General features: G+C 44.9%; 29 protein-coding genes. 11 read left to right on the top strand and 18 right to left on the bottom strand.

Annotated features, from left to right (window positions below):
• Positions 1-78 precede the first annotated feature (78 nt).
• Positions 79-285 carry a YqzH family protein gene (locus ACQXR1_RS06240; RefSeq protein ID WP_003226541.1) on the top strand — a complete coding sequence of 69 codons (207 nt, stop codon included), beginning with the start codon at positions 79-81 and terminating at the stop codon, positions 283-285.
• Between the two features lie 20 nt (positions 286-305).
• Here ACQXR1_RS06240 and ACQXR1_RS06235 read toward each other — a convergent pair whose 3' ends face one another.
• Entirely contained in the window at positions 306-518 is a 213-nt protein-coding gene (locus ACQXR1_RS06235; protein WP_418657174.1) for a hypothetical protein, read from the bottom strand.
• Between the two features lie 303 nt (positions 519-821).
• Here ACQXR1_RS06235 and ACQXR1_RS06230 point away from each other — a divergent pair, with 303 nt between their 5' ends.
• Together ACQXR1_RS06230 and ACQXR1_RS06225 are read left to right on the top strand one after the other, a co-directional pair.
• Positions 822-2,054, top strand: a complete 1,233-nt coding sequence (locus ACQXR1_RS06230; protein WP_430771868.1) for an MDR family MFS transporter — start codon at positions 822-824, stop codon at positions 2,052-2,054.
• Between the two features lie 50 nt (positions 2,055-2,104).
• Positions 2,105-2,263: a hypothetical protein gene (locus tag ACQXR1_RS06225; protein ID WP_014477259.1), complete on the top strand. Its 159-nt coding sequence runs from the start codon at positions 2,105-2,107 to the stop codon at positions 2,261-2,263.
• On the opposite strand, the gene ACQXR1_RS06220 is transcribed toward ACQXR1_RS06225, so the two are convergent.
• The 5 genes from ACQXR1_RS06220 to ACQXR1_RS06200 all read right to left on the bottom strand — a co-directional run bounded on the left by ACQXR1_RS06220 (position 2,260) and on the right by ACQXR1_RS06200 (position 6,850).
• Complete coding sequence (locus ACQXR1_RS06220; RefSeq protein WP_080287617.1) at positions 2,260-2,646, bottom strand: VOC family protein; 387 nt, start codon at positions 2,644-2,646, stop codon at positions 2,260-2,262. The genes ACQXR1_RS06225 and ACQXR1_RS06220 overlap by 4 nt on opposite strands.
• Before the next feature lie 4 nt (positions 2,647-2,650).
• On the bottom strand, positions 2,651-3,610 hold the full coding sequence (coaA, locus tag ACQXR1_RS06215) for a type I pantothenate kinase (RefSeq protein WP_003245966.1): 960 nt from the start codon (positions 3,608-3,610) through the stop codon (positions 2,651-2,653).
• Positions 3,611-3,681: 71 nt separating this feature from the next.
• A complete protein-coding gene (gene dsdA, locus ACQXR1_RS06210; RefSeq protein ID WP_430771867.1) occupies positions 3,682-5,031 on the bottom strand; it encodes a D-serine ammonia-lyase in 1,350 nt (449 codons plus the stop codon).
• Positions 5,032-5,105: 74 nt separating this feature from the next.
• On the bottom strand, positions 5,106-5,885 hold the full coding sequence (locus ACQXR1_RS06205) for an SDR family NAD(P)-dependent oxidoreductase (protein WP_040082706.1): 780 nt from the start codon (positions 5,883-5,885) through the stop codon (positions 5,106-5,108).
• Positions 5,886-5,890: 5 nt separating this feature from the next.
• Complete coding sequence (locus ACQXR1_RS06200) at positions 5,891-6,850, bottom strand: MBL fold metallo-hydrolase (RefSeq protein ID WP_418657171.1); 960 nt, start codon at positions 6,848-6,850, stop codon at positions 5,891-5,893.
• Positions 6,851-7,252: 402 nt separating this feature from the next.
• Here ACQXR1_RS06200 and proC point away from each other — a divergent pair, with 402 nt between their 5' ends.
• Positions 7,253-8,086: a pyrroline-5-carboxylate reductase gene (gene proC / locus ACQXR1_RS06195; protein ID WP_014664512.1), complete on the top strand. Its 834-nt coding sequence runs from the start codon at positions 7,253-7,255 to the stop codon at positions 8,084-8,086.
• Between the two features lie 32 nt (positions 8,087-8,118).
• Here proC and ACQXR1_RS06190 read toward each other — a convergent pair whose 3' ends face one another.
• Positions 8,119-9,753, bottom strand: coding sequence for a M20/M25/M40 family metallo-hydrolase (locus ACQXR1_RS06190; RefSeq protein WP_418657170.1), 1,635 nt, complete (start codon positions 9,751-9,753; stop codon positions 8,119-8,121).
• Between the two features lie 172 nt (positions 9,754-9,925).
• Between ACQXR1_RS06190 and namA the strand changes: the two genes are divergently transcribed.
• Both namA and ACQXR1_RS06180 read left to right on the top strand, forming a co-directional pair.
• The gene (gene namA / locus ACQXR1_RS06185; protein ID WP_040082699.1) at positions 9,926-10,942 is read left to right on the top strand and encodes an NADPH dehydrogenase NamA; all 1,017 of its coding nucleotides are present in this window, start codon (positions 9,926-9,928) and stop codon (positions 10,940-10,942) included.
• Positions 10,943-11,051: 109 nt separating this feature from the next.
• A complete protein-coding gene (locus tag ACQXR1_RS06180; RefSeq protein ID WP_014664515.1) occupies positions 11,052-11,813 on the top strand; it encodes an alpha/beta fold hydrolase in 762 nt (253 codons plus the stop codon).
• 43 nt (positions 11,814-11,856) lie between these two features.
• Here the strand turns inward: ACQXR1_RS06180 and rpmG are convergent, their stop codons facing one another.
• Together rpmG and rnz are read right to left on the bottom strand one after the other, a co-directional pair.
• Positions 11,857-12,006: a 50S ribosomal protein L33 gene (gene rpmG, locus ACQXR1_RS06175; protein ID WP_003226511.1), complete on the bottom strand. Its 150-nt coding sequence runs from the start codon at positions 12,004-12,006 to the stop codon at positions 11,857-11,859.
• An 81-nt stretch (positions 12,007-12,087) separates the two neighbouring features.
• A complete protein-coding gene (gene rnz / locus ACQXR1_RS06170) occupies positions 12,088-13,011 on the bottom strand; it encodes a ribonuclease Z (RefSeq protein WP_430771866.1) in 924 nt (307 codons plus the stop codon).
• A 226-nt stretch (positions 13,012-13,237) separates the two neighbouring features.
• Between rnz and zwf the strand changes: the two genes are divergently transcribed.
• Positions 13,238-14,707, top strand: coding sequence for a glucose-6-phosphate dehydrogenase (gene zwf / locus ACQXR1_RS06165; RefSeq protein WP_040082697.1), 1,470 nt, complete (start codon positions 13,238-13,240; stop codon positions 14,705-14,707).
• A gap of 122 nt (positions 14,708-14,829) precedes the next feature.
• Here zwf and gndA read toward each other — a convergent pair whose 3' ends face one another.
• Positions 14,830-16,239 (bottom strand): NADP-dependent phosphogluconate dehydrogenase, encoded by a 1,410-nt coding sequence (gene gndA, locus ACQXR1_RS06160; protein WP_014664518.1) that lies wholly within the window; start codon positions 16,237-16,239, stop codon positions 14,830-14,832.
• Between the two features lie 109 nt (positions 16,240-16,348).
• On the bottom strand, positions 16,349-17,593 hold the full coding sequence (locus ACQXR1_RS06155; protein WP_168781088.1) for a DNA polymerase IV: 1,245 nt from the start codon (positions 17,591-17,593) through the stop codon (positions 16,349-16,351).
• Between the two features lie 72 nt (positions 17,594-17,665).
• Here ACQXR1_RS06155 and mifM point away from each other — a divergent pair, with 72 nt between their 5' ends.
• From mifM to ACQXR1_RS06140, 3 genes are all read left to right on the top strand, one after another.
• Positions 17,666-17,953, top strand: a complete 288-nt coding sequence (gene mifM / locus ACQXR1_RS06150) for a membrane protein insertion/folding monitor MifM (RefSeq protein WP_080478337.1) — start codon at positions 17,666-17,668, stop codon at positions 17,951-17,953.
• Positions 17,954-17,983: 30 nt separating this feature from the next.
• The gene (locus ACQXR1_RS06145; RefSeq protein WP_430771865.1) at positions 17,984-18,811 is read left to right on the top strand and encodes a membrane protein insertase YidC; all 828 of its coding nucleotides are present in this window, start codon (positions 17,984-17,986) and stop codon (positions 18,809-18,811) included.
• Between the two features lie 184 nt (positions 18,812-18,995).
• A complete protein-coding gene (locus ACQXR1_RS06140; RefSeq protein ID WP_430771864.1) occupies positions 18,996-19,724 on the top strand; it encodes a YqjF family protein in 729 nt (242 codons plus the stop codon).
• A gap of 40 nt (positions 19,725-19,764) precedes the next feature.
• Here ACQXR1_RS06140 and ACQXR1_RS06135 read toward each other — a convergent pair whose 3' ends face one another.
• The 3 genes from ACQXR1_RS06135 to mce are packed head-to-tail and all read right to left on the bottom strand — an operon-like array spanning position 19,765 to position 22,836.
• Positions 19,765-20,880, bottom strand: coding sequence for a tripeptidase T (locus tag ACQXR1_RS06135; protein WP_003230352.1), 1,116 nt, complete (start codon positions 20,878-20,880; stop codon positions 19,765-19,767).
• A gap of 17 nt (positions 20,881-20,897) precedes the next feature.
• The gene (locus tag ACQXR1_RS06130) at positions 20,898-22,421 is read right to left on the bottom strand and encodes an acyl-CoA carboxylase subunit beta (RefSeq protein ID WP_430771974.1); all 1,524 of its coding nucleotides are present in this window, start codon (positions 22,419-22,421) and stop codon (positions 20,898-20,900) included.
• Positions 22,414-22,836: a methylmalonyl-CoA epimerase gene (gene mce / locus ACQXR1_RS06125; protein WP_014664524.1), complete on the bottom strand. Its 423-nt coding sequence runs from the start codon at positions 22,834-22,836 to the stop codon at positions 22,414-22,416. Before mce ends, ACQXR1_RS06130 begins: the two co-directional genes overlap by 8 nt.
• An 89-nt stretch (positions 22,837-22,925) precedes the next feature.
• Here mce and prli42 point away from each other — a divergent pair, with 89 nt between their 5' ends.
• Positions 22,926-23,018, top strand: a complete 93-nt coding sequence (gene prli42, locus ACQXR1_RS06120; protein WP_041521370.1) for a stressosome-associated protein Prli42 — start codon at positions 22,926-22,928, stop codon at positions 23,016-23,018.
• Positions 23,019-23,039: 21 nt separating this feature from the next.
• Here prli42 and ACQXR1_RS06115 read toward each other — a convergent pair whose 3' ends face one another.
• The 4 genes from ACQXR1_RS06115 to artQ all read right to left on the bottom strand — a co-directional run bounded on the left by ACQXR1_RS06115 (position 23,040) and on the right by artQ (position 26,038).
• Entirely contained in the window at positions 23,040-23,570 is a 531-nt protein-coding gene (locus ACQXR1_RS06115; protein WP_029726743.1) for a L,D-transpeptidase, read from the bottom strand.
• 51 nt (positions 23,571-23,621) lie between these two features.
• The gene (locus tag ACQXR1_RS06110; protein WP_014664526.1) at positions 23,622-24,590 is read right to left on the bottom strand and encodes an aromatic acid exporter family protein; all 969 of its coding nucleotides are present in this window, start codon (positions 24,588-24,590) and stop codon (positions 23,622-23,624) included.
• A gap of 73 nt (positions 24,591-24,663) precedes the next feature.
• Positions 24,664-25,386, bottom strand: a complete 723-nt coding sequence (gene artR, locus ACQXR1_RS06105) for an arginine ABC transporter ATP-binding protein ArtR (RefSeq protein WP_430771863.1) — start codon at positions 25,384-25,386, stop codon at positions 24,664-24,666.
• The gene (gene artQ, locus ACQXR1_RS06100; protein WP_014664528.1) at positions 25,379-26,038 is read right to left on the bottom strand and encodes an arginine ABC transporter permease ArtQ; all 660 of its coding nucleotides are present in this window, start codon (positions 26,036-26,038) and stop codon (positions 25,379-25,381) included. The genes artR and artQ overlap by 8 nt, the downstream gene beginning before the upstream one ends.
• Between the last annotated feature and the right edge of the window lie 47 nt (positions 26,039-26,085).

The raw sequence follows: 26,085 nt of genomic DNA, 5'->3' as shown, positions 1-26,085 counted from the left end.
GAAAATATGATCCAAGGGTTTGAGAGAAGAAAAACATTTAGTAGAATAAAAGCGAAGCATAAGGATAGGAGAGTCATAATGGAGAAATTTGTTGAAAAAATGATGGGACAGGCACTGCGTCAATACGGCAGAAACGTTGCTATAGATCCGTTAAGCCCGTATGAAAAACAAAGCCTGAAAGCAGCTCTAGAAGAGAGACGGAATGAAGAACCAGATGAGGATTTGCATGCGCATATAGAAGATATCATTTATGACTATGTCACAAACCAAGGCCTGTTCTCTTAAACGTATGACTGCCAGTGCTTTCAGCCGCTGATGCGGCTTCCCTTTGAAAACACCGCCTGATAACAAAGAAACAGTCTCAAAGCCATACGACAGCCCTTCAATGCTCGCGCAAAACGGAATACGCTGTCCACGAACACGCGTGAATACACGATTACCATCCTTAATTCAACCGAAGAGATGCGCTCTCTTCTGTCATGCGGCATGACGGTTTTCCGCGTACTTCTTGATCTCATATCCGGCTTTGCTGCCGATATGCTCCGGCATCCCGGCGGCTTAAACTCCTTTACTGTTTCAAACAGACACCCTCCTGACCAATCGCTTTGCTTTTCATCGGATATATCGTGATCTTCCTTCTGGCATCACCTTCAATTTCAATACGTAGCCATGTACGCCGTCAACACATAATGTATTGCCATCCATACAATCCACAGACATACGACGTGTCAATAACGAAATATTTTGAATCATCTATTGGATAAGGGAATTTTTTCATATATGATAGAGAAAGATCTTACATACAGGAGAGAATATAATCCATGATGCAATGGAAAGATATCCACCCGATCAGCTGGACAATTATAATCGGAACCATTTTTGGCAGAATGGCAACATCGATGAGCATTCCTTTTTTAGCGATTTATTTGACAGCCGTCCAAGGTGCATCAGCTTCCTATGCAGGGCTGGTCATTGCCGCAAGCTCCTCAGTCGGCATCCTCGCAAGCTTTTACGGCGGATATATCTCCGATACATTCGGCAGAAAAAACATGATGCTTGTGTCCATTTTCGGATGGATGCTGGTATTTATAGGGTTTGCGGCAGCATCTCATCTCTGGGTGTTTTTTGTAGTCAACGCATTAAACGGCCTTTGCAAATCACTGTTTGAGCCCGCTTCAAAGGCTTTGCTGTCTGATATGACAGAAGAAAAAACAAGACTGCTTGTTTTTAATTTACGCTATGCAGCTATTAATATCGGCGTTGTCTTCGGACCCGTGCTAGGCCTGTATTTCGGCTCATCGCAATCGACCACGCCCTTTTTGGTGCCTGCAGTCATTTACGGACTATACGGACTTGTGCTTGCCAGCCAATTTAAAAAACATCCTTCTTTATCAGCATCAGACCAGTCCCGACATATGAGCGTAAGGGAAGCGTTTATGGTCACGCAAAAGGATTATCTTTTTACAATTGCTTTGGTTGGCATTACGCTATGCACCTTCGGCTACTCACAATTTAGTTCCACATTCCCTCAGTATATGGCGCAGAACCCCTTGATCGGCAATGGAACGAAGCTGTACGGACTGATGCTGACATTAAACGCAATCGTAGTGTTGGCGACGCAATTTCCCATTGTCCATTTTGCAAAACGTTTTTCGCCGCTTTGCTCTCTGATGCTCGGTAATGTGATGGTTAGTATCAGCATGGCCATTTTCACCGTATCACACGGTGTTTCATCACTTGTGATGATTGTCATCACTTTTACAATCGGCGAAGTTCTTTTGTTCTCTATGATGGATTTGTTTGTAGACCAGATTGCAAAACCAGGATTAAAAGGCACTTATTTCGGGGCAATCGGTTTTTCACAGCTCGGAAACGTCATCGGCCCTTGGATCGGGGGGATATGTATAGACCTGTTTAGCGCTGGCCGGCCGATTTATATTTTTTCTGTCCTGAGCGGCATTACTCTGCTCGGCCTGCCATTTTTAGCGTTCGCCTATCGGCAAATGAAAATGGAGACCACAATACACGGTTCCCGTCTGGAAAAGCCGCTTTAAATAAAAAACGGAAGAGAATGAAACTCTCCCGCAAACATGAGGTGAAGAACATGAATATAGGTGATGTGATGTTTCAGCTGTTTGTATTTATTATATTTGCCGCTGTCATCTTTGCGGCTGTTACAGGCTTCAAGTATGCGAAAAACCGAAAAGCGCAGCTGGATCGCATTGAGAAAAAGCTGAACAGCCTGTCCGAAGATCACGATTAACAGCTTGGGGCAACGAGCTCTACCTTAATCCGGTCCGGATCCTCACAATAGACTGCATAATGCCCGTCTCCTCCGGCAAAAGGATGCCTGTCTCGGTACAACACACGATAACCTTTTGCCGTCAATTTTTCAGTCATCTGATCGACTTGAAGCTTGGATTCAGCATGAAATGCGAGATGGTTCAGACCGACTCGGCATCTATGGTATTCCGGCTCTAGAAATGGCTCTTTCGCCTGCACAATCACTAGGTAAAAACGATCTTTCTTCCAGCTGATGCCTGAGCTCCATTTTTGATACTCTTTATAGCCAAGTTCTTTTAAGAACCAGCCCCAAAACCGCCTAGACGCCTCCAAATCAGAGACATACAGTTCAATATGATGCACAATTTCATACCCTCCTTACCAGCACTTCCTCGACCTTATGCCCGTCTCCCTTACGCAAAATGAGATCTGACCTGAATTTAGTCGGCAGGATATTTTCATATAAATTCGGCCGGTTAACACTCTCCCAAATCGAGGCTGCCATCTCGTCAGCCTCCTGATCGGACAAGTCTTTAAATTTATGAAAATATGAATCAGGATTTTGAAAAGCAGTTTCCCGAAGCAGACGAAAACGCTCCAAATACCAAGTGAAAATCCGGCTTTCCTCCGCATCCACATAAATCGAAAAATCGAAGAAATCGGAAACAAAAATACGCGGGTTTTCCCGGTCATCCTCCAAGGTGGGGGACTGAAGTACATTAATGCCTTCAATAATCACAATATCCGCCTGCTCTACAACCTCGAACACACCTTCCTCGCGGTCATAGGTTAGATGGGAATACACCGGGGCCTTTACGCTGTCCTTTCCTGATTTTAAGTCATTCAAAAATTCAAGCAGCGCCTTTACATCATAGCTTTCAGGAAATCCTTTTCTTGACATCATATTTTTCTTTTTAAGCTCGGCAGTAGGAAATAAAAAACCATCTGTTGTGATAAGGCTCACTTTGGGACGGTCAGGCAAACGCGAAAGCAGCTTCTGCAAAATCCGCGCCGTCGTGCTTTTTCCAACTGCGACACTGCCGGCGATGCCGATAATAAACGGGATTTTGGCTGAATGCGGGTGCTTCAAAAAAACATTGACATGCTTATTGCGTTCAGCAGCAGACTTGACATGCAAATGGAGCAGCCGAACAAGCGGAATATAGATCGTTTCCACTTCTTCAACAGATAGATAATCATTGAGCCCTTCCACCGCTTTTGCCTCTTCTTCAGATACAGCAATCGACAAATGTCCCCCAAAACCAGACCAAGACTCTCGATTGTGCTGTGTATATAAAGTATGTAAGTTAAGCTCTTTATTTTTCACTGTTTACACCTGACTCTCTGTAGGTTAAAACCCTTACAAAGATTGTAACGGAAAACCTTTTCACTGTCTGCTTATTTTTTCATTTCGTTTTTTAGCAAATCAGCACCGATTCGGTTATACGCAGCCATTTCCTCTTTTGGAACCATGCTTCCTCCCGTTCCCCAGACGATATGTACGGCATGCTCCATATTATATTTCTGACTATAGCGCCTTCCCTCTTCTGTCGAATAAAGCTGAACCGGCCCGAGCATGCCGGCAAGAGCAGATGGCTCTAAATATTGATTTTCAGATACAGCCAGCATATGAAGCAAAGTATAAAGCATATTATCCTCTACCGTATAACAGCCGCTCAGAAGCGGTTCAACCAGCTTGCCGACAAACCCTGACGGCCTCCCTACGGCAAGTCCGTCAGCAGCCGTCCGATTACCCAGACCGATATCCTGGACGGAGATCTGCTCGTGAAGTCCTGAATAAAGCCCTAACAGCATACACGGTGACTGAGTTGGTTCTGCGAAAAACACGTGAACATGATCTCCGTATAAAAGCTTCAGCCCAAAGGCTACACCACCCGGTCCTCCGCCGACTCCGCACGGCAGATACACAAACAAGGGCGTTTCGGGACTTGGCTGTATATTCATATTGTCAAGCTGTGTTTTTAATCGGCTTGCAGCAACAGCATATCCTAAGAACAGCTGACGAGAATGTTCATCATCAATAAAATAACAGAATGGATCTTGTTCCGCCTGCCGTCTCCCTTCGTTCACCGCTTCACTGTAATCTGTTTCGCACTCCATAACAGTGACACCCTTTTGGCGGAGGAGATCCTTTTTCCACTGCTTAGCATCGGCCGACATATGCACTGTCACGCGAAACCCGAGTGCCGCGCCAATGATGCCAATGCTTAAACCCAGGTTTCCTGTTGAACCGACAGCAATCGAATAGCGGGAGAAAAACGCGGCAAACCGGTCTTCCCGTAAGATGCGGTAATCATCGGTTTCCTGAAGTATTCCTTCTTGAAGCGCCAGATCTTCTGCATGCTTTAATACTTCATAAATCCCGCCCCGGGCTTTAATCGACCCTGAAATCGGAAGTTCGTGGTCGCACTTTAAAAGCCATCTTCCCGGGAATGGCTGCTGATATGCCGCTTCCAGCTTTTCCTTCATATCCTGCATCTCAAAAAGCGGAGACTCGATGATCCCTTTAGCGCCTTTCGTCTCAGGAAACACCTCGGCAATATAAGGGGCAAAGCGCCGCAGTCTTTTTTCCGCTTCCGCGATCTCGGTTGCCCACTCATCTGCATGGGGTAATGGCCGCTTCTCTTTCTTGCCTGAATTTGCCCAGAATACAGGCTCTGCATCAATCAGTTTCTGAATAAACGGATCTTTGAGCAGAACATGAAGGACATCTGAATGAATTGACATTCAACAATCTCTCCCTTCCACTATCAAAAACTGCCTCGTGAGAAACAATCATTCCACCACAGGCAGTTCCATCATTATTTTTTCATGAGCACGCGTCCTGCCAGCTTTTCAACGAGAGCTGGAAACAGCTGATACAGCTTAGTGCCGGCATTCATTAAACGCGGAAGATTGATCTCCCGTTTGTTCGTGAAAATTGCAGCTGTAATTTGAGCTGCCACGTCATCAGGATCAAGCATCCAGCGGCCGACATTTTTGACGTAGTCCCCGCCTTTATCAGCAATGGAAAAAAAGTCCGTCTGAATCGGTCCCGGATTGACTGTTGTCACATAAATGCCGGTTCCCGACAGCTCCATCCGCAAAGCATTTGAGTATCCTAGCACGGCATGTTTTGTCGCGGAATACAGGCTCGACTTCGGTGTTGCGATTTTCCCCGCTTGAGAGGCGATATTGATGATATGGCCCTTTTTTTGCTCAAGCATTTGCGGGAGCACCGCTTTTGTACAGGCGACCAGGCCGAAGACATTTACATCAAACATTGCTTTCATGTCTTCCAATGTCGAGTCTAAAACCGTTTCAAATATACCGAAGCCCGCATTGTTGATCAGAACATCAACCGAGCCGATCTGATCACGGACCCGGGCGATATCCTCTAGGCGGCCGACATCCAGAGGAAAGATCTCACACTGTCCGCTCCATTCCTCTGTTATTTTCCTTTTGATTTCTATCAAACGATCCTCACGTCTAGCCGACAGCAGGACATGGGCTCCTTCAGCCGCGCATAAGTATGCGATTCTTTCTCCAAGCCCTCCTGAAGCACCGGTTATCCAAATCCTTTTTCCCGCTATATGTTTCACCCATTTCACCTCTTCATTGTTCTAAAGTATGCGATGTTTCCTTCCCAATATGACGTGATGGCTTCTTCAGCCTCCAACACATCAAGATGCCCTGCCGTTTCTGACATTGTTAAAAACAATTCCTTTTCATATACAGCAGGAAAAAGCTGCTGACAGACCTGAAAAGCGGTCATCGGCTTTTCAGCCAGCATGCGACGCACATCCTCCGTCCTGTTCCTCTGCTTGTCAAAACGCTTCTCAATCAGCGCTTGGACACTGGTGATAGGCTCGCCGTGACCAGGAAATACGATTGTTGGCTCAAGTTGAGACAGCCTGCGCAAAGACTGCTGATAATCCACTAAAGGCTTTGACCTGACGTCTCCCGCTTTCGGCGCTTCTATAATCGGATTAGACGAGCTGTTGGCCAGCAGTAGATCTCCGCCAAGCATCCTTCCGCTTTTTTCATGGAAAAGAACGATATGCGATTCAGCATGTCCAGGCATCTCCAACACAGACCAGCCCTCAAGCCCGTCAATGCCCATACCTTCACTGATTGTTTTTGTCAGAGATCTCGTACAGGAAAATGCATACGCTGACCGAATCAGCTTTTCCGCCTTCCCCGTATCAAATGGAACGCCTAATTCAGGCAGCAGCTTTTGAAAAAAACGTTTTTGCCAATCCATAAAGGCTTGATTTCGGCTGATATAAGGTTCGTTGAAGGCATGCCCAATCACTTCGATTTCATCTGAAAAGACATCAAGCAAGCCTGCATGGTCAGCATGATGGTGAGTCAGTACAACCTGCTCGATATCTGACATTTTCACATTTACAGCAGCAAGCTGCTCTTGTAAGGCGCTGGCAGCCTCTTTTGTATTCGGCCCGGCATCGATAAGTGTCAGCGCATCACCTTTTACGAGGTAAACGATAACATCGCCGACAGCAAACGGCGTCGGGATGCGGATCGCAATTACATCTTCAGTTGTCATCCTTTCGCTCCTTGTCTTCATTCATTATTCATATTTTAGCTTTTTCTCGGTCTGATGTCATTATTGCTGAATGAGAACAGACCTTTTTGAAAAAGCTATTGACATTAGCTTGTCCGCCATTGCATAATGAACAACAAACTAAAACGAGAACATTGGAACGCTATGACGAGGAATAGTATACAAGGCAATGGCCTAAGAGAGCGATACCCCTGGCTGAAAGGTATTGCGGCCCGCTTGTTTGTAGAACCTGCCCTCAAGTCGCGGTTAGGAAAACCTAAACGTTTCCCGCGTTATGGGATTTGAGCTGAGCACAATTTGTGCTAATGAGGGTGGTACCGCGAACCTTTTCGTCCTTTACGTGATGAAAAGGTTTTTTGTTGTTCTGATAGAAGGAGGATATCAATGAAAAAAATAGGATTTGTCGGCGCCGGGTCAATGGCTGAAGCAATGATCAACGGTATTTTGCAAAGCGGCATCACAAAATCAGAACATATCTATATTACAAACCGCTCAAATGACGAGCGTCTGATTGAATTAAAGGAAGCGTATGGCGTGCGTCCATGCAGAGATAAAAATGAGTTTTTCACTCACACCGATATCATCATCCTCGCTTTCAAACCGAAAGACGCGGCGGAAAGCATCGACAGCATCCGGCCGTATCTCAATGACCAGCTGGTCATTTCAGTACTTGCAGGCCTTACCATCGAAACCATTCAGCATTATTTCGGCAGAAAGCTCGCGGTCATTCGAGTCATGCCGAATACATCGGCGGCAATCAGAAAATCAGCAACCGGATTTTCCGTAAGCGCAGAAGCAAGCCAGGACGATATTGCTGCTGCAAAGGCTCTATTGGAAACAATCGGCGATGCCACACTGGTTGAGGAGCGTCATCTTGACGCCGTTACTGCAATCGCAGGTAGCGGCCCGGCTTACGTGTATCGTTATATTGAGGCGATGGAAAAAGCGGCGCAAAGAGTAGGATTAGATAAAGAAACGGCAAAAGCACTCATTTTGCAGACAATGGCGGGGGCAACTGATATGCTCCTTCAAAGCGGCAAACAGCCTGCACAGCTGCGCAAGGAAATCACCAGTCCTGGGGGCACTACAGAGGCAGGCCTTCGTGCTTTACAGGACTCCCGCTTTGAAGAGGCGATTATTCACTGTATTGAAGAGACCGCTAAACGGAGCGCAGAAATCAAAGAACAGTTTGCCGGAGCGGCTTTAGATAGGCATTAGACAGAAGGATAGGGCCTCCTGTCTTTCTTTTTCTACAACCGCTGGCCGGCTGTTTCCGATTGCTTTAATAGCGCGGAGATCGTAAATGAAAGCAAATCGGGAAGCACTTCAAAGGAATAAGGCATATACAATCTTTCCGTCCATTTGTGCGGGTCTTTGCCAGCCGGACCGACATTTAAAACGGGGACATACAAAGCCTGTTCTTTGCCGCTTGGCAATGAATATCCTCTATTAAAGAGCGGCATATTGCTTGTGTATGCGTCAACCTCCTGCTTTTCCAGCTGAAGATAGCTCAAGTCCGATAGTCCGGGAAAGTACTGAACCTCCCGCAACGCAATGCCGTATCTGTTAGCCGCATACTGCATAAGCTGATCAGCTGTATGCCTAATCAATTGATCGTCCTTTGACGAAACGGCCGGATAAAACGGCGGACTATAAAAAAGAACAATAAGCGGGGCATCCTCCTTACAAAGCGAAGCAATCTCAGAAACAATTTTGGTCGAAAAATCCCTGTCTCCAAGCTCCCCCCTGTTAGCAAAGGCATAATTAAGAGCTCTGTCTGTTTCCGAAATTCCAGCACGTTTTTTTGCACGCGCGACCAGCTCATCAAATGTCAAAACAGTGACGGCCCGTTCAATCGGCTGAAAAGGCTCAAATTGTTGAAAGTCCTGTGTTTTCTTCCGAACGTTCGACATGATTTCCGCCGCCGCCTGTTTTGCGGTTTTCAGCAGCATCTGATGCAGCTCACTAGCCGAGCGTTTCATTGACAGCACATTAAATAATGTGACAGCTGTATGCGGTGTCTGAACTGAATATGCCTCTTTCAAGTCCTTTTGCATTAAGTTTACCGGCGGCGGAGTGACCTCACCATCAACCTTTTCACAATAATCAGCATTCAGTTCAAGCAAACGGTTAATCTCAGATACCATTAAATTCGCGTTTAGGCCTGAAAACGGCTCTCCGACATGTGTCTCAATTCCCTTGCAGAAAAATCCCGCAAGCACCTTGCCAATGCTTCCTGTATAAAAATATTGCTGCTGGTCGCCGGGGAATTTTTCAAACATCGGTTCAGCATTCAGGCAAGCGGTTAATGTGATATCATGCTTTTTCTCCATTTCCTTCAATACAGGAACCGCCTCAATCATGCCTCTTGAATTTACTTCCTCGTCCGGAACTGTTATCAACAGCAGATTGCCCTCAAAATGGCCGTTCATTGCCCGCTCCAGCATCGACAACTGAACACAAAGCCCCGCTTTCATATCCATCGTCCCTCTGCCAAACAGCCAGTCTCCGCTTTCAGCATCTCTTCTCACACGTTCAGGAAGCAGCTCTTTTTTCTCTAAAAAGGAACTCAAAAGCTCAGCAGGCTTGCAAGCCATATGTTTAAATTCTCCGTAATCCTCTATGTCAACGACATCAAAATGACTCAACAGAAGCACTGTCTTTTTGACCTTCTTCTTTTTGACTAGAGCCGTAAGAAAAGATCTGCCATCGTCCATCGTATGAAGAGTTACATCATCTGGATGTTTTTGAAAATAAGGCTTGTCTTTCAAAATAAAATAAAGATATTCCGCAAGTGCTGCCTCGCCCTTCGAACCGGTGATGCTTTCGTATTGCACAAGAGAAGTTAAAAGTGCCCGCAATTCGTCCTTCGTCTGCCAATTCATCGATTTCCGCCCCTCCTATGTATAAAAACGCTTCTAGCTTGAAAAATAAGATGATTCCCTGTCTATTATACAGAAATGTTTGACAAAAACGGTTCTTTTGAGCAGTTTATATGACGCGAAAGAAATGACTTGATATAATCAATCTCTAAAAACCTTACGGGAGGCGAAAGAAATGGCCAGAAAATTATTCACACCTATTACAATTAAAGATATGACATTAAAAAATCGCATTGTTATGTCGCCAATGTGCATGTATTCTTCTCATGAAAAGGACGGAAAATTAACGCCGTTCCACATGGCACATTACATATCGCGTGCAATCGGCCAAGTCGGACTGATTATTGTAGAGGCGTCAGCAGTTAACCCTCAGGGACGAATCACAGACCAAGACTTAGGCATTTGGAGCGACGAGCATATTGAAGGCTTTGCCAAACTGACTGAGCAGGTCAAAGAACAAGGTTCAAAAATCGGCATTCAGCTTGCCCATGCCGGACGTAAAGCTGAGCTTGAAGGAGACATTTTCGCTCCATCGGCGATTGCGTTTGACGAACAATCAGCAACACCAGTAGAAATGTCAGCAGAAAAAGTAAAAGAAACGATCCAGGAGTTTAAGCAAGCGGCTGCCCGCGCAAAAGAAGCCGGCTTTGATGTGATTGAAATTCATGCGGCGCACGGATATTTAATTCACGAATTTTTATCTCCGCTTTCCAACCATCGCACAGATGAATACGGCGGTTCACCTGAAAACCGCTATCGTTTCTTGAGAGAGATCATCGATGAAGTCAAACAAGTATGGGACGGGCCATTATTTGTCCGTGTATCTGCTTCAGACTATACAGATAAAGGATTGGACATCGCCGATCACATCGGTTTTGCAAAATGGATGAAGGAGCAAGGTGTTGACTTAATCGACTGCAGTTCAGGCGCCCTTGTTCACGCAGACATTAATGTATTTCCCGGCTATCAGGTCAGCTTCGCCGAGAAAATCCGTGAACAGGCGGACATGGCGACTGGTGCCGTCGGCATGATTACAGACGGTTCAATGGCTGAAGAAATTCTGCAAAACGGACGTGCCGACCTCATCTTTATCGGCAGAGAGCTTTTGCGGGATCCATTCTTTGCAAGAACCGCCGCGAAACAGCTCAATACAGAGATTCCGGCCCCTGTTCAATACGAAAGAGGCTGGTAATGCCTATGAGAGATATCCACTGCCGGATATCTCTTTTTTTATTTTTAGAGAAACGATCGGCTAAGGTTCTCCGTCTCCCTAGTAGAACCAATTAGAGGAGATGACTCCAATGAAATCAGCTTGGATGGAAAAGACATATACAATTGACGGATGTGCGTTTCATACACAGCACCGGAAAGGAACAAGCGGTGTAACGATTGTCTTTGAGGCCGGCTACGGTACTTCTTCTGAGACGTGGAAACCATTAATGGCGGACATTGATGATGAATTTGGCATTTTCACATATGATCGAGCGGGCATAGGGAAAAGCGGGCGAAGCAGAGCGAAACGAACAGCTGAACAACAAGTGAAAGAATTGGAGAGTTTGCTTAAAGCAGCAGATGTAAAACCTCCTTATCTGGCTGTTTCACACTCATACGGAGCTGTCATCACCGGCTTATGGGCCTGCAAAAACAAGTATGATATCATAGGCATGGTCCTTCTTGATCCAGCTTTAGGAGATTGCGCCAGCTTCACCTTTATACCCGAAGAGATGCACAAATCATATACGAGAAAGATGATGCTTGAGGGCACACCTGCAGAATTTTCAAAAAGTCTGCAGGAGCTCAAACAGCGGCAAATCCATTTAGGAAACATGCCTCTCCTTGTATTGTCATCAGGAGAACGGACTGAGAAATTCGCTGCTGAACAGGAATGGCAAAACTTGCACAGCAGCATATTGTCTCTATCCAACCAAAGCGGCTGGATTCAAGCTAAAAACAGCTCCCACAACATCCATCATGATGAACCTCATATCGTTCATTTGGCTATTTATGACGTATGGTGTGCAGCGTGCCAGCAGGCCGCCCCTCTTTACCAGGCAGTCAATTAACGTAAAAAAAGACCGGGCCGTAAGAGACGCCCGGTCTTTTTTGTTATTTTGTTTCACGGTGAAGGGTATATTTCTTCAAACGCGGTGAATATTTTTTCAGCTCCAAACGGTCTGGATTGGTGCGTTTATTTTTTGTTGTGATGTAATTTCGGTCTCCCGTTTCAGTGCAGGCTAAAGTAACATTGACTCTCATATTTAACATCTCCTTATAAAACGTAATGATTACGTTTTATTATACAACATCAACACAAATTGTCAAATAAGAGCTCTGCCTTCAGCCTCGCGGGACGTTTACCTCTAAGAAATCATATGCCGCCACGCTATTGGGGAAAACGTCAACCGCTTCTTTTTGAAGCTCCAAAGAAGCATCTCCCTGATATCTTGCGCTGATATGGGTTAAAATGAGCTGCTTCGCTCCTGCTTCTTTCGCTGTTACAGCCGCTTGTTCCGTTGTACTGTGATAATAATCATAAGCAAGTTTACGGTCTTCCTTAGCAAAGGTTGCTTCATGAACAAGCACATCACAATCCCTCGCAAGCTCTTTTAGTTTGTCACTTACTCTCGTATCACCGGAGAACACAACAGATCTTCCCTTTTTAGGAGGCTCCAGAAAATCATTCCCATTGATGATGCGTCCGTCTTCAAGCGTTACCGTTTCGCCTTTTTTGATTTTCTGATATACAGGTCCGGGCGGGATGTTCATTTCTTTTAATACATCAGCCTTCAAGGAACCCGGTACGTCTTTTTCCTGCACACGGTACCCGAAGGCTTCCACTCCATGAATAACAGATACCGCTGTGACAATAAACTGATCGTCCTCAAACACGATGCCTTCTTCAATTTCCTGGACCGCAAGCGGATATGTCAAATGGGTTTTCGTGACGGCAAGGCTTGTTTCAATAAACGCTTTGATCCCTTTAGGTCCGTACACTGTCAGCTCGTCCTCTCCGCCTTGAAAGGAACGGCTCCCCAGAAGCCCCGGAAGTCCGTATACATGGTCACCATGCATGTGTGTAATAAAGATTTTCTCTATTTTACGAGGTTTAATCGTTGTATGTAAAATTTGATGCTGTGTGGCTTCCCCGCAGTCAAAAAGCCATACCGAACGCCTTTCTTCAAGCAATTTCAATGCTACAGAGGTGACGTTTCTCGCCTTGGCGGGAATGCCGGCTCCCGTCCCTAAAAAAAGTAATTCCACGTTTCCTTCCTCCTACTAGAACCAGATACCTACAAGAATACAGGATCAAGCGCAAAATGTGAATCTTGCCTCTCAAAAGAACAATCCTTTCGTGCTAGAAACATTTTTTCAGCATTCTGCTTAAAAAAGGGCTTAAATGTTTGCTTTCGTTGAATTTTAGATTTAAAATGAAGGAAATATACGGGGTGTACTAAAATAAAGCTTCGAATAAAGTGAGGTACTTTTAGTGAAAACAAACCAACAACCAAAAGCAGTAATTGTCATATTCGGTGCAACTGGAGATTTAGCAAAACGAAAATTGTATCCGTCTATTCACCGTTTATATCAAAACGGACAAATCGGAGAAGAGTTTGCAGTGGTAGGAGTTGGAAGAAGACCTTGGTCAAATGAGGATCTTCGCCAAACCGTTAAAACATCCATTTCCTCGTCTGCAGATAAGCATATAGATGATTTCACGTCTCATTTTTACTATCACCCGTTTGACGTGACAAATCCTGGATCTTATCAAGAGCTTAACGTATTGCTTAACCAGCTGGAAGATACATATCAAATTCCGAACAACAGAATGTTCTACCTGGCAATGGCTCCTGAATTCTTCGGAACAATTGCAAAAACATTAAAATCAGAGGGTGTAACAGCTACAACAGGATGGTCCCGCCTTGTCATCGAAAAGCCGTTCGGCCACGATCTGCCAAGCGCACAGGCATTAAACAAAGAAATCCGTGAAGCGTTTACGGAAGATCAAATTTACAGAATCGACCATTATCTAGGCAAACAAATGGTTCAGAACATTGAAGTGATTCGATTTGCCAATGCGATTTTCGAACCGCTCTGGACAAACCGCTACATCTCAAACATTCAAATTACGTCTAGCGAATCACTTGGCGTAGAAGACCGTGCAAGATATTACGAAAAATCAGGCGCCCTCCGCGACATGGTGCAAAACCATATTATGCAGATGGTTGCCCTCCTTGCAATGGAGCCGCCGATCAAATTGAACACAGAAGAAATCCGCAGCGAAAAAGTGAAGGTGCTGAGAGCACTGCGCCCTATTGCAAAAGATGAAGTGGATGAATACTTTGTGCGCGGACAATATCAAGCCGGTGAAATTGACGGTATGCCTGTTCCTTCTTATACAGAAGAAGATAATGTCGCTCCTGACTCCAATACAGAAACCTTTGTTGCCGGCAAGCTCTTGATCGACAACTTCAGATGGGCTGGTGTTCCATTCTATATCCGTACCGGAAAACGAATGAAAGAAAAGTCCACAAAAATTGTCGTTCAATTTAAGGACATTCCGATGAACCTGTACTACGGCAATGAAAACAACATGAATCCGAACTTGCTTGTCATTCATATTCAGCCTGAAGAAGGCATTACACTTTACTTAAATGCTAAAAAGCTTGGCGGAGCAGCACACGCGCAGCCAATCAAACTCGATTATTGCAGCAATTGCAATGACGAGTTGAACACCCCTGAAGCATATGAAAAACTAATTCACGACTGTCTTCTTGGTGATGCAACAAACTTTGCACACTGGGATGAAGTTGCCCTTTCTTGGAGCTTTGTCGACTCCATTTCTGAAACATGGGCAGCAAACAAAACCTTATCTCCTAACTACGAATCAGGCTCAATGGGACCGAAAGAATCAGATGATCTTTTGGCGAAAGACGGCTTGCACTGGTGGAATATATAATAAGAAAAAAGCCGAAAATGCTTGTGAGCATTTTCGGCTTTTTTGCAGCTGTCACAGAGGTATAGCACTCTCTTTAATAACAAAACCCCCCGAAGCTCTTGCGGTTCGGGGGGTTCTATTGATTACTTCATCCATTCAGTATGGAAAATACCTTCTTTATCAGTACGCTCATACGTATGAGCGCCAAAGTAGTCACGCTGTGCTTGGATTAAGTTTGCAGGCAGTACGGCTGTACGGTAGCTGTCATAATAAGCTAATGCGCTTGAGAATGATGGCACCGGCACACCTTGGGCAACTGCAAGTGAAATCACCTGGCGAAGCGCTCCTTGGTAGCTTTCTGCAATATTCTTGAAGTAGCTGTCAAGAAGCAGGTTGTCAAGCTCAGGCTCGCGATCGTAAGCTTCTTTGATTTTCTGAAGGAACGCTGCACGAATGATGCAGCCGCCACGGAAGATCATAGCGATTTCACCATATTTCAGATCCCAGTTATATTCTTCAGAAGCAGCTTTCATTTGGGCAAATCCTTGCGCGTATGAGCAGATTTTACTCATGAACAACGCTTTTCTGACCGCTTCAATCAGCTCTTCTTTATTTTCCGTAACAGGCTTCACTTCCGGTCCTGAAAGAAGTCCGCTCGCTTTCACACGCTCTTCCTTCATAGCTGAGATAAAACGCGCGAATACAGATTCAGTAATAATCGGAAGCGGAACACCTAAGTCAAGTGCGCTTTGGCTTGTCCATTTTCCTGTTCCTTTTTGCCCTGCTTTATCGAGAATCACATCAACAAGCGGTTTGCCTGTCTCTTCGTCTTTTTTCGTGAAGATGTCAGCTGTAATCTCAATCAGGTAGCTGTCAAGCTCTCCTTTATTCCATTCAGCGAAAACTTCATGAAGCTCATCAGCTGAAAGGCCCAGCACCTGTTTCAGAATGAAGTAAGATTCAGAAATCAGCTGCATATCTCCATATTCAATACCGTTGTGCACCATTTTTACATAATGGCCGGCACCATCAGGACCGATATATGTCGTACAAGGTTCTCCGTCAACTTTTGCAGAAATGGCTTCAAGAATCGGTTTCACAAGCTCATGTGCTTCTTTTTGTCCGCCAGGCATGATAGAAGGCCCTTTAAGCGCCCCTTCTTCTCCGCCGGAAACGCCTGTTCCGATAAAATGAATTCCGCTTTCAGCGAGTTCTTTGTTACGGCGCTGTGTATCTTTATAATATGTATTTCCGCCGTCAATTAAAATATCATCCTTCTCTAGATGAGGAAGAAGAGATTGAATTGTCGCATCTGTTGCAGTTCCCGCTTTAACCATTAATAAGATTTTGCGCGGTGTTTCCAAGGATTGGACAAATTCTTCAATGCTGTATGTGCCAACAACATTTTTCCCTTTTGCCTCTTGCAAAAACTCCTCAGTCTTACTGCTAGATCTGTTGTAAACAGAAACAGAAAATCCCCGGCTTTCGATATTTAAAGCCAGATTTTTACCCATGACCGCAAGTCCGATAACGCCGATTTGTTGTTTTGACATATTCTAACGTCCCTTCTGCAAACGTTTAATCATTTTAAAATTTAAATTAAAATAAAATGATATTTATAATAAAGAAATTACCATACTTTCACCCTTTTTTTCAAGCGATTCAGCTTTTCTTTTCATCCTGAAAAAAATCTTTATTAAAGCTTGTTCCCTTCGTTTTGCTCTCCTCTTTTTTTAACCTTGCACCTTTTCTGATCAGTTTAGATCCGTACTTTTCATTCAGCTTTTCCATTATCTGCTGAATGGGCTCATCCCTCGCATCCTCATTAAAGCTGAACAAATCGAGCTGCTTATAGGCCTGCTCTTTTTCTACCAAATCGGTTCCGGTAATGCCAAGCAGCCTGACAGGATTTTTATTCCAGTGCTTAAAAAAGAGGTGCTCTGCTTCTTTCAAGATTTCATTTTTTTGATCAATCGGATTTCTCAGCGTGATGCTTCTCGTAATGGTTTTCCAATCTGCATATCTAATCATAATAAATAGCTTTGAAGCCATGACTTCCTTGCGCTGTAAACGGTCACTCACGGAAGCGGCAAGTTTTCTGAAAACGCCTAACAGCTCCTCTTCATCACTGGAATCATGTGAAAGTGTCGATGAGTTGCCGACGCTTTTAAATTCGTAAATGCGCTCCGGGTCAACCGGCGCATGGTGAATGCCGTTTGCTTTATTTTTAAGGCGCGGACCGTTGATGCCAAGCAGGCGCTTCAGCGAGTGTTCATTAGCTGCAGCAAGCTCTCCGATTGTATGAATGCCGAGTCCTTTCAGTTTTTCCGCTGTCTTATTGCCAACTCCGTGCATCTCTCCAACAGGAAGCGGCCAAAGGATGTCGGGCACTTGCCTCTTTCTTAAAATCGTAATTCCAAGCGGTTTTTTCATATCAGACGCCATCTTAGCGAGAAATTTATTCGGCGCGATTCCTATGCTTGACGGAAGCAGCAGCTCTTTTTGCAATCTGCTTTGGATTTCTTTTGCCGTCTCCAGCGCTCGACTGCTGTATGGTGTATCGGTCATGTCCATATAGCCCTCATCAATGGAGACAGGCTCCACCAGGTCAGTATATTCACGGAGAATAGTAAACATGGCTCTGGAAGAGTTTCTATAGCGGTCAAAATTCGGCGGAAGAACGATGAGCTCTGGACAATGGCGCTTCGCTTGCCAAACCGGCATTGTTGTTTTGACGCCGCGCGCCCTTGCTTCGTAGCTGCATGTCACCACAATGCCCTTTCGCTCCTTTACGTTTCCGGCAACTGCGACCGGCTTTCCCCGGAGAGCCGGATCATATGCCATTTCAACCGATGCATAAAAGCTATTCATATCAATATGGAAAATAATTCGGCTCTTTCCCGGCATAAACAAATCTCCTTTTCGTTCATTAGACAACGGCTTGTACATATAGTAAAATGAAGGTACTGAATGGATGTGATTAAAATGTTTGTGGAATCGATAAATGACGTTTTATTCTTAGTCGATTTTTTCACAATTATTCTTCCTGCTCTGACGGCAATCGGGATTGCATTCCTCTTACGAGAGTGCCGTGCCGGCGAGCATTGGAAATCCAAACGAACAGATGAACATCAGACAGTCTTTCACATTAACCGAACAGACTTTCTTATTATTATATATCATCGCATTACAACTTGGATACGTAAAGTCTTCCGCATGAATTCGCCTGTGAATGATGATGAAGACGCCAGTTCTCTTCTTTTATAAACCGCATTTATAAAAAGGAGGAGAACAAAATTGCTAAAAACATATCAAAAACTTTTGGCTATGGGTATCTTTTTGATCGTATTATGCTCGGGCAATGCTGCCTTCGCGGCGACGAATCAGGTGGGAGGCCTCAGCAACGTCAGTTTTTTCCATGACTATTTAATCGAACCGTTTTCCGCTCTGCTTAAGGGTGTTGCCGGGCTGTTTCATGGAGAATACGGACTCTCTATTATTCTCGTCACCATTATTGTGCGTTTGGTTGTACTGCCCTTGTTTGTCAATCAGTTCAAAAAACAGCGTATGTTTCAAGAAAAAATGGCGGTTATTAAACCTCAGGTTGACAGCATTCAGGCCAAACTGAAAAAGACGAAGGACCCTGAAAAACAAAAAGAACTGCAAATGGAAATGATGAAGCTGTATCAAGAGAACAACATCAATCCGCTTGCCATGGGATGCCTTCCAATGCTGATTCAGTCTCCGATTATGATTGGGCTTTATTACGCGATTCGCTCAACACCTGAAATTGCGTCACACTCGTTTTTATGGTTCAGTTTAGGGCAATCTGATATTCTCATGTCTCTTAGTGCAGGGATTATGTACTTTGTCCAAGCCTATATCGCTCAAAAACTGAGCGCGAAATATTCCGCTGTCCCGCAAAACCCAGCGGCGCAGCAATCCGCAAAATTGATGGTGTTCATCTTCCCAGTGATGATGACGATTTTCTCGCTTAATGTCCCGGCAGCGCTGCCGTTGTACTGGTTCACAAGCGGGCTATTCTTGACAGTCCAAAACGTCGTCCTTCAGATGACGCACCATAAAAATAAAAAAACAGCCGCTCTTACTGAGCCGGTGAAATAATGAAGCAATCCCGCGCGACAAGCCGGGGTTGTTTTTTTGTTGCTTGCGAAGCATTCACCGCGCAGGCAGCCTTTTTTGTTATGGCTGAAGCAGAGATGGTCATCCTAAAAAAACAGCGGTCTCGTTTAAAAAGAAGGAAATCGGGAATACCTTTACTCACCTCCAAACGAAAGGAGCATATACGTTGACGGAACGCTTTCAGCAAAAAAACATTTCTGTGCCTGAAGGAATCTGGATCATGAGACAAACCTGGAATGACATCTTATTTGCCCACTGGCCTGTTGATTTTTCTATCCTTCGCGCTTTAGTACCGCCAGTTTTAGAATTAGATACATATAACGGGCAAGCTTGGATCAGCATGCTTCCCTTTATGCTCACGAACCTAAGGGCGCGTTACCTTCCCCCCATTCCCGGTGCGCGTGCATTTCCTGAGCTTAACCTTCGCACATATGTCACATATAAAGGCAAGCCCGGCATTTATTTTTTCAGCTTAGATGCCGATCATCGGCTGGCGGTTTTGGGCGCTCGCACGTTCTTTCATTTGCCTTATGTTCACGCTAATATGAAAGCTGAAAAAAACGATGATGGCATTGACTATGTCAGCAAGCGGAGAGACGGCAGAGAAGCAGTATTCCGCGCCGCATACCGGCCCGTTTCAGCTCCTTTTACAGCGGAAAAGGATTCACTCGATTATTGGCTGACGGAACGGTATAGACTCTACACAGCCTACCGAAACAAACTCTATTACGAAGACATCCACCATCACCCATGGCTGCTGCAAAACGCTGAAGCGAAAATTTCAGTCAATACGGTGACAGATGCTCACGGCATTACGTTGCCAGAGGCAGACCCCTTGCTTCATTACGCTAAAAAACAGGACGTGTTATTTTGGCCGCTTAGGAAATGGAACTAAAAAAACCCGATGCGGGAAATCGCATTCGGGTTTTCTTTTTTTATTTTGCCGCCTCTTCAATAATGGCAACAACCATTTCTGCCGTTTTGACGAGTTCTTCGATCGGCATTTTTTCATTCTTTGTATGAATTTGCTCATAACCGACAGCAAGGTTGACCGTCGGGATGCCATGACCTGCGATTACGTTCGCGTCGCTTCCGCCGCCGCTTGTTTGCAGCTCGCTTGGACGTCCAATTTTAGCAGCCGCTTTTTTCGCGATTTCAACAACTTGGTCGCCATCTTGATATTTGAAGCCAGGATACATGACTTCAATTTCGACTTCTGCGCGTCCGCCCATATCAGCAGCAGCCTCTTCAAAAGCAGCTTTCATTTTTTGAACCTGAGCTTCCATTTTCTCAGGAACTAAAGAGCGTGCTTCAGCAAGAATATGGACTTCGTCGCACACAATGTTTGTTTGCGTGCCGCCTTCAAACCGGCCGATATTTGCTGTTGTTTCTTCATCAATACGGCCCAATGGCATTTTTGAAATGGCTTTGCTAGCGATTGTAATCGCAGAAATGCCTTTTTCAGGTTCAACCCCGGCGTGCGCGGTTTTCCCGAAAATTGCCGCTCTTACCTTCGCCTGTGTCGGCGCAGCCACAATGATATTTCCGACTTTCCCGTCTGAGTCAAGGGCATAGCCGTAGGATGCTGTAATCATAGAACGGTCAAGCGCCTTCGCTCCGATCAGGCCAGATTCCTCACCAACTGTGATGATGAATTCAATCGTTCCGTGCTCAATGTTTTCTTCTTTCAGCACCTTAATCGCTTCAAACATTGCAGCCAGTCCCGCTTTATCATCAGCACCTAAAATCGTCGTGCCGTCTGTTTTGACGTAACCGTTCTCTACAACTGGTTTTACACCGTTACCGGGTACAACTGTGTCCATATGAGATGTAAAGTAGATCGTATCTGTTTGCTTTGTCCCTTTTAATGTGCAAATCAGATTACCGGCTCCGTGGCCCGTGATATCCATTGTATCGTCTTCTTTAACGTCCACACCTAAATCAGAAAATTTCCGTTTCAGCACTTTGCAGATTTCTGCTTCGTGTTTTGTTTCTGAATCAATTTGGACAAGCTCTAAAAACTCTTCCAGCAGGCGTTTTTCATTCACCATTTGTAAGTCCCTCCATATTAAAGCGGTATGTTACCGTGCTTTTTTTTCGGTCTCTCTTCTGTCTTATGTGCAAGCATATGAAAAGCTTGAATCAGTCTTCCCCTTGATTCTTCCGGCAAAATAATGTCATCGACCATTCCACAAGCGGCCGCTTTGTATGGGCCGGCGTTTTGCTTTTTGTATTCAGCTGTTTTTTGGCGTTTCGTCTTTTGCGGGTCAGCTGAAGCTCTGATTTCCTTTGCATACAAAATCGATGCCGCACCTTCTGGACCCATCACCGCAATTTCAGCATTCGGCCATGCAAATACAAGGTCCGCTCCGATTGCTTTGCTGTTCATGGCCACATAGGCGCCGCCATATGCTTTTCTGATAATGAGCGTGATTTTTGGGACAGTCGCTTCTGCATAAGCAAACAATAATTTTGCTCCGTGTCTGATGATTCCGTTGTGCTCCTGCTGAATACCGGGGAGAAATCCCGGGACATCCTCAACAGTCAACAGCGGGATATCAAATGCGTCACAAAAACGGATGAACCTTGCTGCTTTATCAGCAGCGTCAATCGTCAGGCTTCCCGCCAGATGCTTTGGCTGGCTCGCAACAATGCCGATTGCTTTTTCACCCAGCCTTGCAAATCCAATGACAATGTTTTTCGCAAAAAATGGCTGAATCTCAAAAAAAGACTGTGGATCGGCCAGCTCCTTAATCACCGTCCGAACATCATACGGCTTTGTCGTGTCAGCAGGCACGAGACGGTTTAATAACGGTCTGGGGGCCTCTTTCTCTGGCTTCGGCCCTGTTGTCCGGCCATTCAGCGGCAAATAAGACAGCAGTTTTTTCACCCCTGTCAGAACCTCCTTCTCCGTATAGCCGGAAAAGTGGGCGTTTCCGCTGACGGCATTATGTATTCCCGCTCCGCCTAAGCTCTCCGCATCGACCTGTTCCCCTGTCACTTTTTCAATCACCTTCGGGCCGGTAATAAACATCCGGCCGGTCTGTTCAGCCATAAATATAAAATCTGTGAGTGCCGGAGAATATACAGCGCCTCCAGCGCACGGCCCTAAAATAACCGATATTTGCGGAATGACTCCGGAATATAAGACGTTTCGGTAAAATATGTGACCGTATCCATCTAATGATACCACACCCTCTTGAATTCTCGCACCACCTGAGTCATTCAGCCCGATAATCGGCGCCTTATTTTTTGCTGCCAGGTCCATCAGAGCGCAGATTTTTTTGGCATGGGTTTCGCCAAGCGCCCCGCCGAATACAGTGAAGTCTTGCGCAAATACATAAACTGAGCGTCCGTCAATTGTGCCGTACCCTGTCACGACCCCATCCCCTAACATGCGCTGTTCTCTTGTTAACACTTGACTTTCCATGAAGGGGTGTAATTCGATAAAGCTGTTCTGGTCAAGTAGAAATATGATCCTTTCCCGGGCGGTGAGCTTTCCCTTTTGCCGCTGCTGAGCCTGCTTTTCCAGTCCACCGCCCTCTTCTGCCTGTCTGCGTTTCGTGTATAAATGATCAATGTGCTCATTCATGTTCATTGTGTTGGTCTCCTTTCGGTTCACAAAGCTCTACAAGAACACCATTTGTTTCTCGAGGGGAAATAAACGCAATCTTTTTCCCGTTCGCTCCCTGTCTTGGATACCTGTCAATCAATTGAACTTGCTGGTCAGACAATGCTTTGAGCTGTTCAGATAGGCTGTTGCACAAAAATGCAATATGATGCAGCCCCTGCCCTTTCTTCTCCAAAAATAAACGGATGGGGCTGTCAGCTGTCGACGGTTCTATCAGCTCAAGTTTGACGCTCCCCGCTTGAAAAAAAGCAACTTTCACCTTTTGCTCTTCAACCGTTTCTTGATGAAGAAATGCAAGCCCCAATACATTTTCATAAAAGCGTCTTGCATCTTTTATCGAAAAAACGGCTATCCCGATATGGTCAAGCCTGTTCATTTGCATCCCTGCTTTCGCTAATAGATATCGCTTGTCCGTCCATTCAAAACACGCTAAAATATAGACAGATTGTGTAAGGAGTGAAAATCATGTCTCAAAAACTGATGAAAAGCGTTTTGATCGTGATTTTGGGAGTTTTTATTCTTTCAACTGTACTCTCAGGAATCATCATGTTTTTATAACGATAAAAAAGCAGGGCAGCCTTATTCAATGGGAATATCCTGCTTTTTTATCAGAGCTTTATGTTCGATGGCAATCTCCTCAAAAGAGCGATTGTCGTCTGTGATCAGCACTCTCGTTCCTACTGGTATCGTTTGAAACAAATGAACGACCTCATCGTTATGCATACGTATACAGCCGTTTGACACAAATTTCCCTACTGATTCCTCTCGGTTTGTCCCATGAATTCCATAAATCCGCCCGTCCGTTCCTTTCGCGTCAAATCCGATCCATCTTGCCCCAAGCGGATTGTCAGGAGATCCTCCTTCAATATTTTTCTTTCTGTAGTAAGGATTTTCCGCTTTTACCGTTACCGAAAATTCTCCTTCAGGCGTCAAATCATCTGTTTTTCCAGTGGCCACACTGTACACGCCTTCTACTTTGTTGTCGAGGATAACAGCAAGTTCATTTGTTCGCTTGTTGACAATAACATACGGATCACCCGGCAGCGGATTTTCGCCGAGCGGCCAAATCGGTGAAATCATCATTAAAATCGAACATAAGAAAAAACGCATAAGTTCCTCCTTTTTCATTAGGTTGACCAATGAAGGAAGAGCTCATGCGAATCATCCAAGTGATTTTTGCGCTTTTATTCCTTTAAAATAACTTTTAATCACTAAATATTGTTCCATTTCGCCGAGAAGATGGAAGAGAGCGGCTCTCGCTTCAAATTCCTCTCTAGTCGCCGGAAGCGGCATCTCCTCAAATTCTTTTCTCATGTCAGCAAGTCTTTTCAGAAATTTATACGCCGTGTTCCCAGGGTGTATCGCCTCCCGCAAATCGTGAATGAATTCAGCGATCATTTTTCCCTGATCTACAGTGATGGAGATCGATGTCACTTTAGGGAGAAGGCGTTCAATAATTTCAAATTGCTTTTCTCTCATTTTAAAATAATGATAATGCAGATTTTCGTATCGCAAAATGTGGTTTTGCACATCTCGATAAGCCAGGTTTTTGGCCTCCGTAATGAGCTGGTGCGTTTCCGGAATTTCTTTTCCTGACCAATCTTGCTCACCAGTTAACAAATACCGTTCGATTTCTGCGAAAATGACAGCAAAGTTATCCTCTATCTTTTTGCGGTAAGCAATCAGCTTCCGATCAAGACTCGGCATATACAAGTTCATCAATAGAGCGACGCCGATGCCGACTGTAATCAGCTGAACTTCATTCCAGATGAAAGCAGGCGTAATGCCGCCGGACATGTATAAATGAAGGATAATAACAGAACTGGTGACGATACCTTCGTTAATTTTTAACAGAACCGTTATCGGAATGAATATCAGAAGAAGCGCTCCGATCACAAACGGGTGGTAGCCAATGAGCTCGAAAAAGAGATAAGAAAAAACAATTGCCAGACAGCATGCCGCAAAGCGGGCCCATGACGCCTGAAGCGACCGTTTTTGTGTGATTTGAATGCACAAAATGGTGATGATTCCTGCTGATGCGAAGTTTTGCAAATGCAATAGCTGGCTTATATAAATAGCCAAAGCTGTTCCAAGCGCGGTCTTTATTGTGCGGTAACCAATTTTAAACATGTCGGACTCCATTTCTATTTGTTTCTTCAATAAAAAAGAAGAAGCGATCAGCCTTCTTCTTTTTTTCTATATTCTATAATATTTTCTCTAAAAAGTCCTGCGCTCTTTTGGATTTTGGCGAAAGAAAAAATTCCTTCGGATTGCCGTCCTCGACAATCGTTCCTTGATCCATAAACAGCACGCGGTCTGCCACTTCTTTTGCGAAGCCCATTTCATGTGTGACAATCACCATGGTCATGCCGGTTTCGACCAGCTCTTTCATCACCTGCAGCACTTCTTTGACCATCTCCGGATCAAGGGCGGAGGTCGGCTCGTCAAACAGCATGATATCCGGATTCATCGCAAGAGCCCTGGCAATCGCGACACGCTGTTTTTGTCCGCCAGACAAGCGGTTTGGATAGTCATTTCGCTTTTCAAACAAACCGACTTTGCGGAGCAGGTCCTCAGCTTTCTCCTGTGCGGCCTGTTTTGATTCTTTTTTCACATTGACAGGCGCGTACATGATATTTTCGAGAACCGTTTTGTGCGGAAAGAGATGAAAATGCTGAAAAACCATCCCGATGTTTTCCCGAACCTTTAATGTGTTGGTTTTCGGCTTCGTAATTTCTGTGTCTTTTATTGTAATGGTTCCGCCGTTTGGCTTTTCCAGCAGGTTTAAACAGCGTAGGAACGTTGATTTGCCTGAGCCTGAAGGGCCGATCACGGCAACAACCTCGCCATCAGCGATTGTTGTTGTAATGTTTTTTAATACTTCGTGTTTCCCAAATGATTTTGACAGCTTTTCAACCTTAATCATTGGATTTCAGCTTCCTTTCTACAGCCTTGCCGATAAACGTTAAAATCAAGACAAGCACGTAATAAATCAATCCCGCGATAATGAGCGGCTCAAGGTAATTGTAAGTGGCGGCGCCAGCTTGATATGCGCGTCTCATGACATCACCAAGCCCGATGACGGTGACGATCGCCGATTCTTTTGTTAACGTAATTAATTCATTCACAATTGCAGGTGATATATTTTTGAAGGCCTGCGGCAAAAGCAGATCCTTCATCATTTTGCCGTACGGGACACCCAGTGCGACAGCCGCTTCTTTTTGCCCTTTATCAATGGCGTTGATTCCGGCTCTGATAATTTCCGATACATAAGCGGCGGAATTCAAAGACAATGCGACAACCGCAGCCCAAAACTGGTCAATTTGAAATCCGAGCAGCTGAGGAAGTCCAAAATAGACAATCATAAGCTGCAGCACTAAAGGTGTGCCTCTGAACACTGATGTATAAAAATCAGCGATCCAGATCAGCGGGCGGAATGTGCTGATCTTGCATAAGCTTAGCACAATACCGAGTATAAGTCCGATAATAGCAGATACAACAACAATTTTTAATGTAATTGCCAAGCCTTCTAATATAAAAGGAATTTGGGGGATCGTTGCTGAAAAATCCAAATTCATAGCCTTTGTCTCCTTTTCTTACAGGAAAAAAGATTTCCTATTCAATA

Origin of the sequence: Bacillus sp. ATD (assembly GCF_050585765.1) — a bacterium.
Taxonomy (GTDB): Bacteria; Bacillota; Bacilli; order Bacillales; family Bacillaceae; genus Bacillus; species Bacillus stercoris.
This window is presented reverse-complemented; position numbering and strand designations above follow the sequence as displayed.

Excerpts from the sequence above, each read along its gene's own strand:
- ACQXR1_RS06240 (WP_003226541.1), top strand. The coding sequence starts at position 79 with ATGGAGAAATTTGTTGAAAAAATGATGGGACAGGCACTGCGTCAATAC.
- ACQXR1_RS06235 (WP_418657174.1), bottom strand. The coding sequence starts at position 518 with ATGAGATCAAGAAGTACGCGGAAAACCGTCATGCCGCATGACAGAAGA.
- ACQXR1_RS06230 (WP_430771868.1), top strand. The coding sequence starts at position 822 with ATGATGCAATGGAAAGATATCCACCCGATCAGCTGGACAATTATAATC.
- ACQXR1_RS06225 (WP_014477259.1), top strand. The coding sequence starts at position 2,105 with ATGAATATAGGTGATGTGATGTTTCAGCTGTTTGTATTTATTATATTT.
- dsdA (WP_430771867.1), bottom strand. The coding sequence starts at position 5,031 with ATGTCAATTCATTCAGATGTCCTTCATGTTCTGCTCAAAGATCCGTTT.
- ACQXR1_RS06200 (WP_418657171.1), bottom strand. The coding sequence starts at position 6,850 with ATGACAACTGAAGATGTAATTGCGATCCGCATCCCGACGCCGTTTGCT.
- proC (WP_014664512.1), top strand. The coding sequence starts at position 7,253 with ATGAAAAAAATAGGATTTGTCGGCGCCGGGTCAATGGCTGAAGCAATG.
- ACQXR1_RS06190 (WP_418657170.1), bottom strand. The coding sequence starts at position 9,753 with ATGAATTGGCAGACGAAGGACGAATTGCGGGCACTTTTAACTTCTCTT.
- namA (WP_040082699.1), top strand. The coding sequence starts at position 9,926 with ATGGCCAGAAAATTATTCACACCTATTACAATTAAAGATATGACATTA.
- ACQXR1_RS06180 (WP_014664515.1), top strand. The coding sequence starts at position 11,052 with ATGAAATCAGCTTGGATGGAAAAGACATATACAATTGACGGATGTGCG.
- rpmG (WP_003226511.1), bottom strand. The coding sequence starts at position 12,006 with ATGAGAGTCAATGTTACTTTAGCCTGCACTGAAACGGGAGACCGAAAT.
- gndA (WP_014664518.1), bottom strand. The coding sequence starts at position 16,239 with ATGTCAAAACAACAAATCGGCGTTATCGGACTTGCGGTCATGGGTAAA.
- ACQXR1_RS06155 (WP_168781088.1), bottom strand. The coding sequence starts at position 17,593 with ATGCCGGGAAAGAGCCGAATTATTTTCCATATTGATATGAATAGCTTT.
- ACQXR1_RS06135 (WP_003230352.1), bottom strand. The coding sequence starts at position 20,880 with ATGGTGAATGAAAAACGCCTGCTGGAAGAGTTTTTAGAGCTTGTCCAA.
- ACQXR1_RS06130 (WP_430771974.1), bottom strand. The coding sequence starts at position 22,421 with ATGAATGAGCACATTGATCATTTATACACGAAACGCAGACAGGCAGAA.
- mce (WP_014664524.1), bottom strand. The coding sequence starts at position 22,836 with ATGAACAGGCTTGACCATATCGGGATAGCCGTTTTTTCGATAAAAGAT.
- prli42 (WP_041521370.1), top strand. The coding sequence starts at position 22,926 with ATGTCTCAAAAACTGATGAAAAGCGTTTTGATCGTGATTTTGGGAGTT.
- ACQXR1_RS06115 (WP_029726743.1), bottom strand. The coding sequence starts at position 23,570 with ATGCGTTTTTTCTTATGTTCGATTTTAATGATGATTTCACCGATTTGG.
- ACQXR1_RS06110 (WP_014664526.1), bottom strand. The coding sequence starts at position 24,590 with ATGTTTAAAATTGGTTACCGCACAATAAAGACCGCGCTTGGAACAGCT.
- artR (WP_430771863.1), bottom strand. The coding sequence starts at position 25,386 with ATGATTAAGGTTGAAAAGCTGTCAAAATCATTTGGGAAACACGAAGTA.
- artQ (WP_014664528.1), bottom strand. The coding sequence starts at position 26,038 with ATGAATTTGGATTTTTCAGCAACGATCCCCCAAATTCCTTTTATATTA.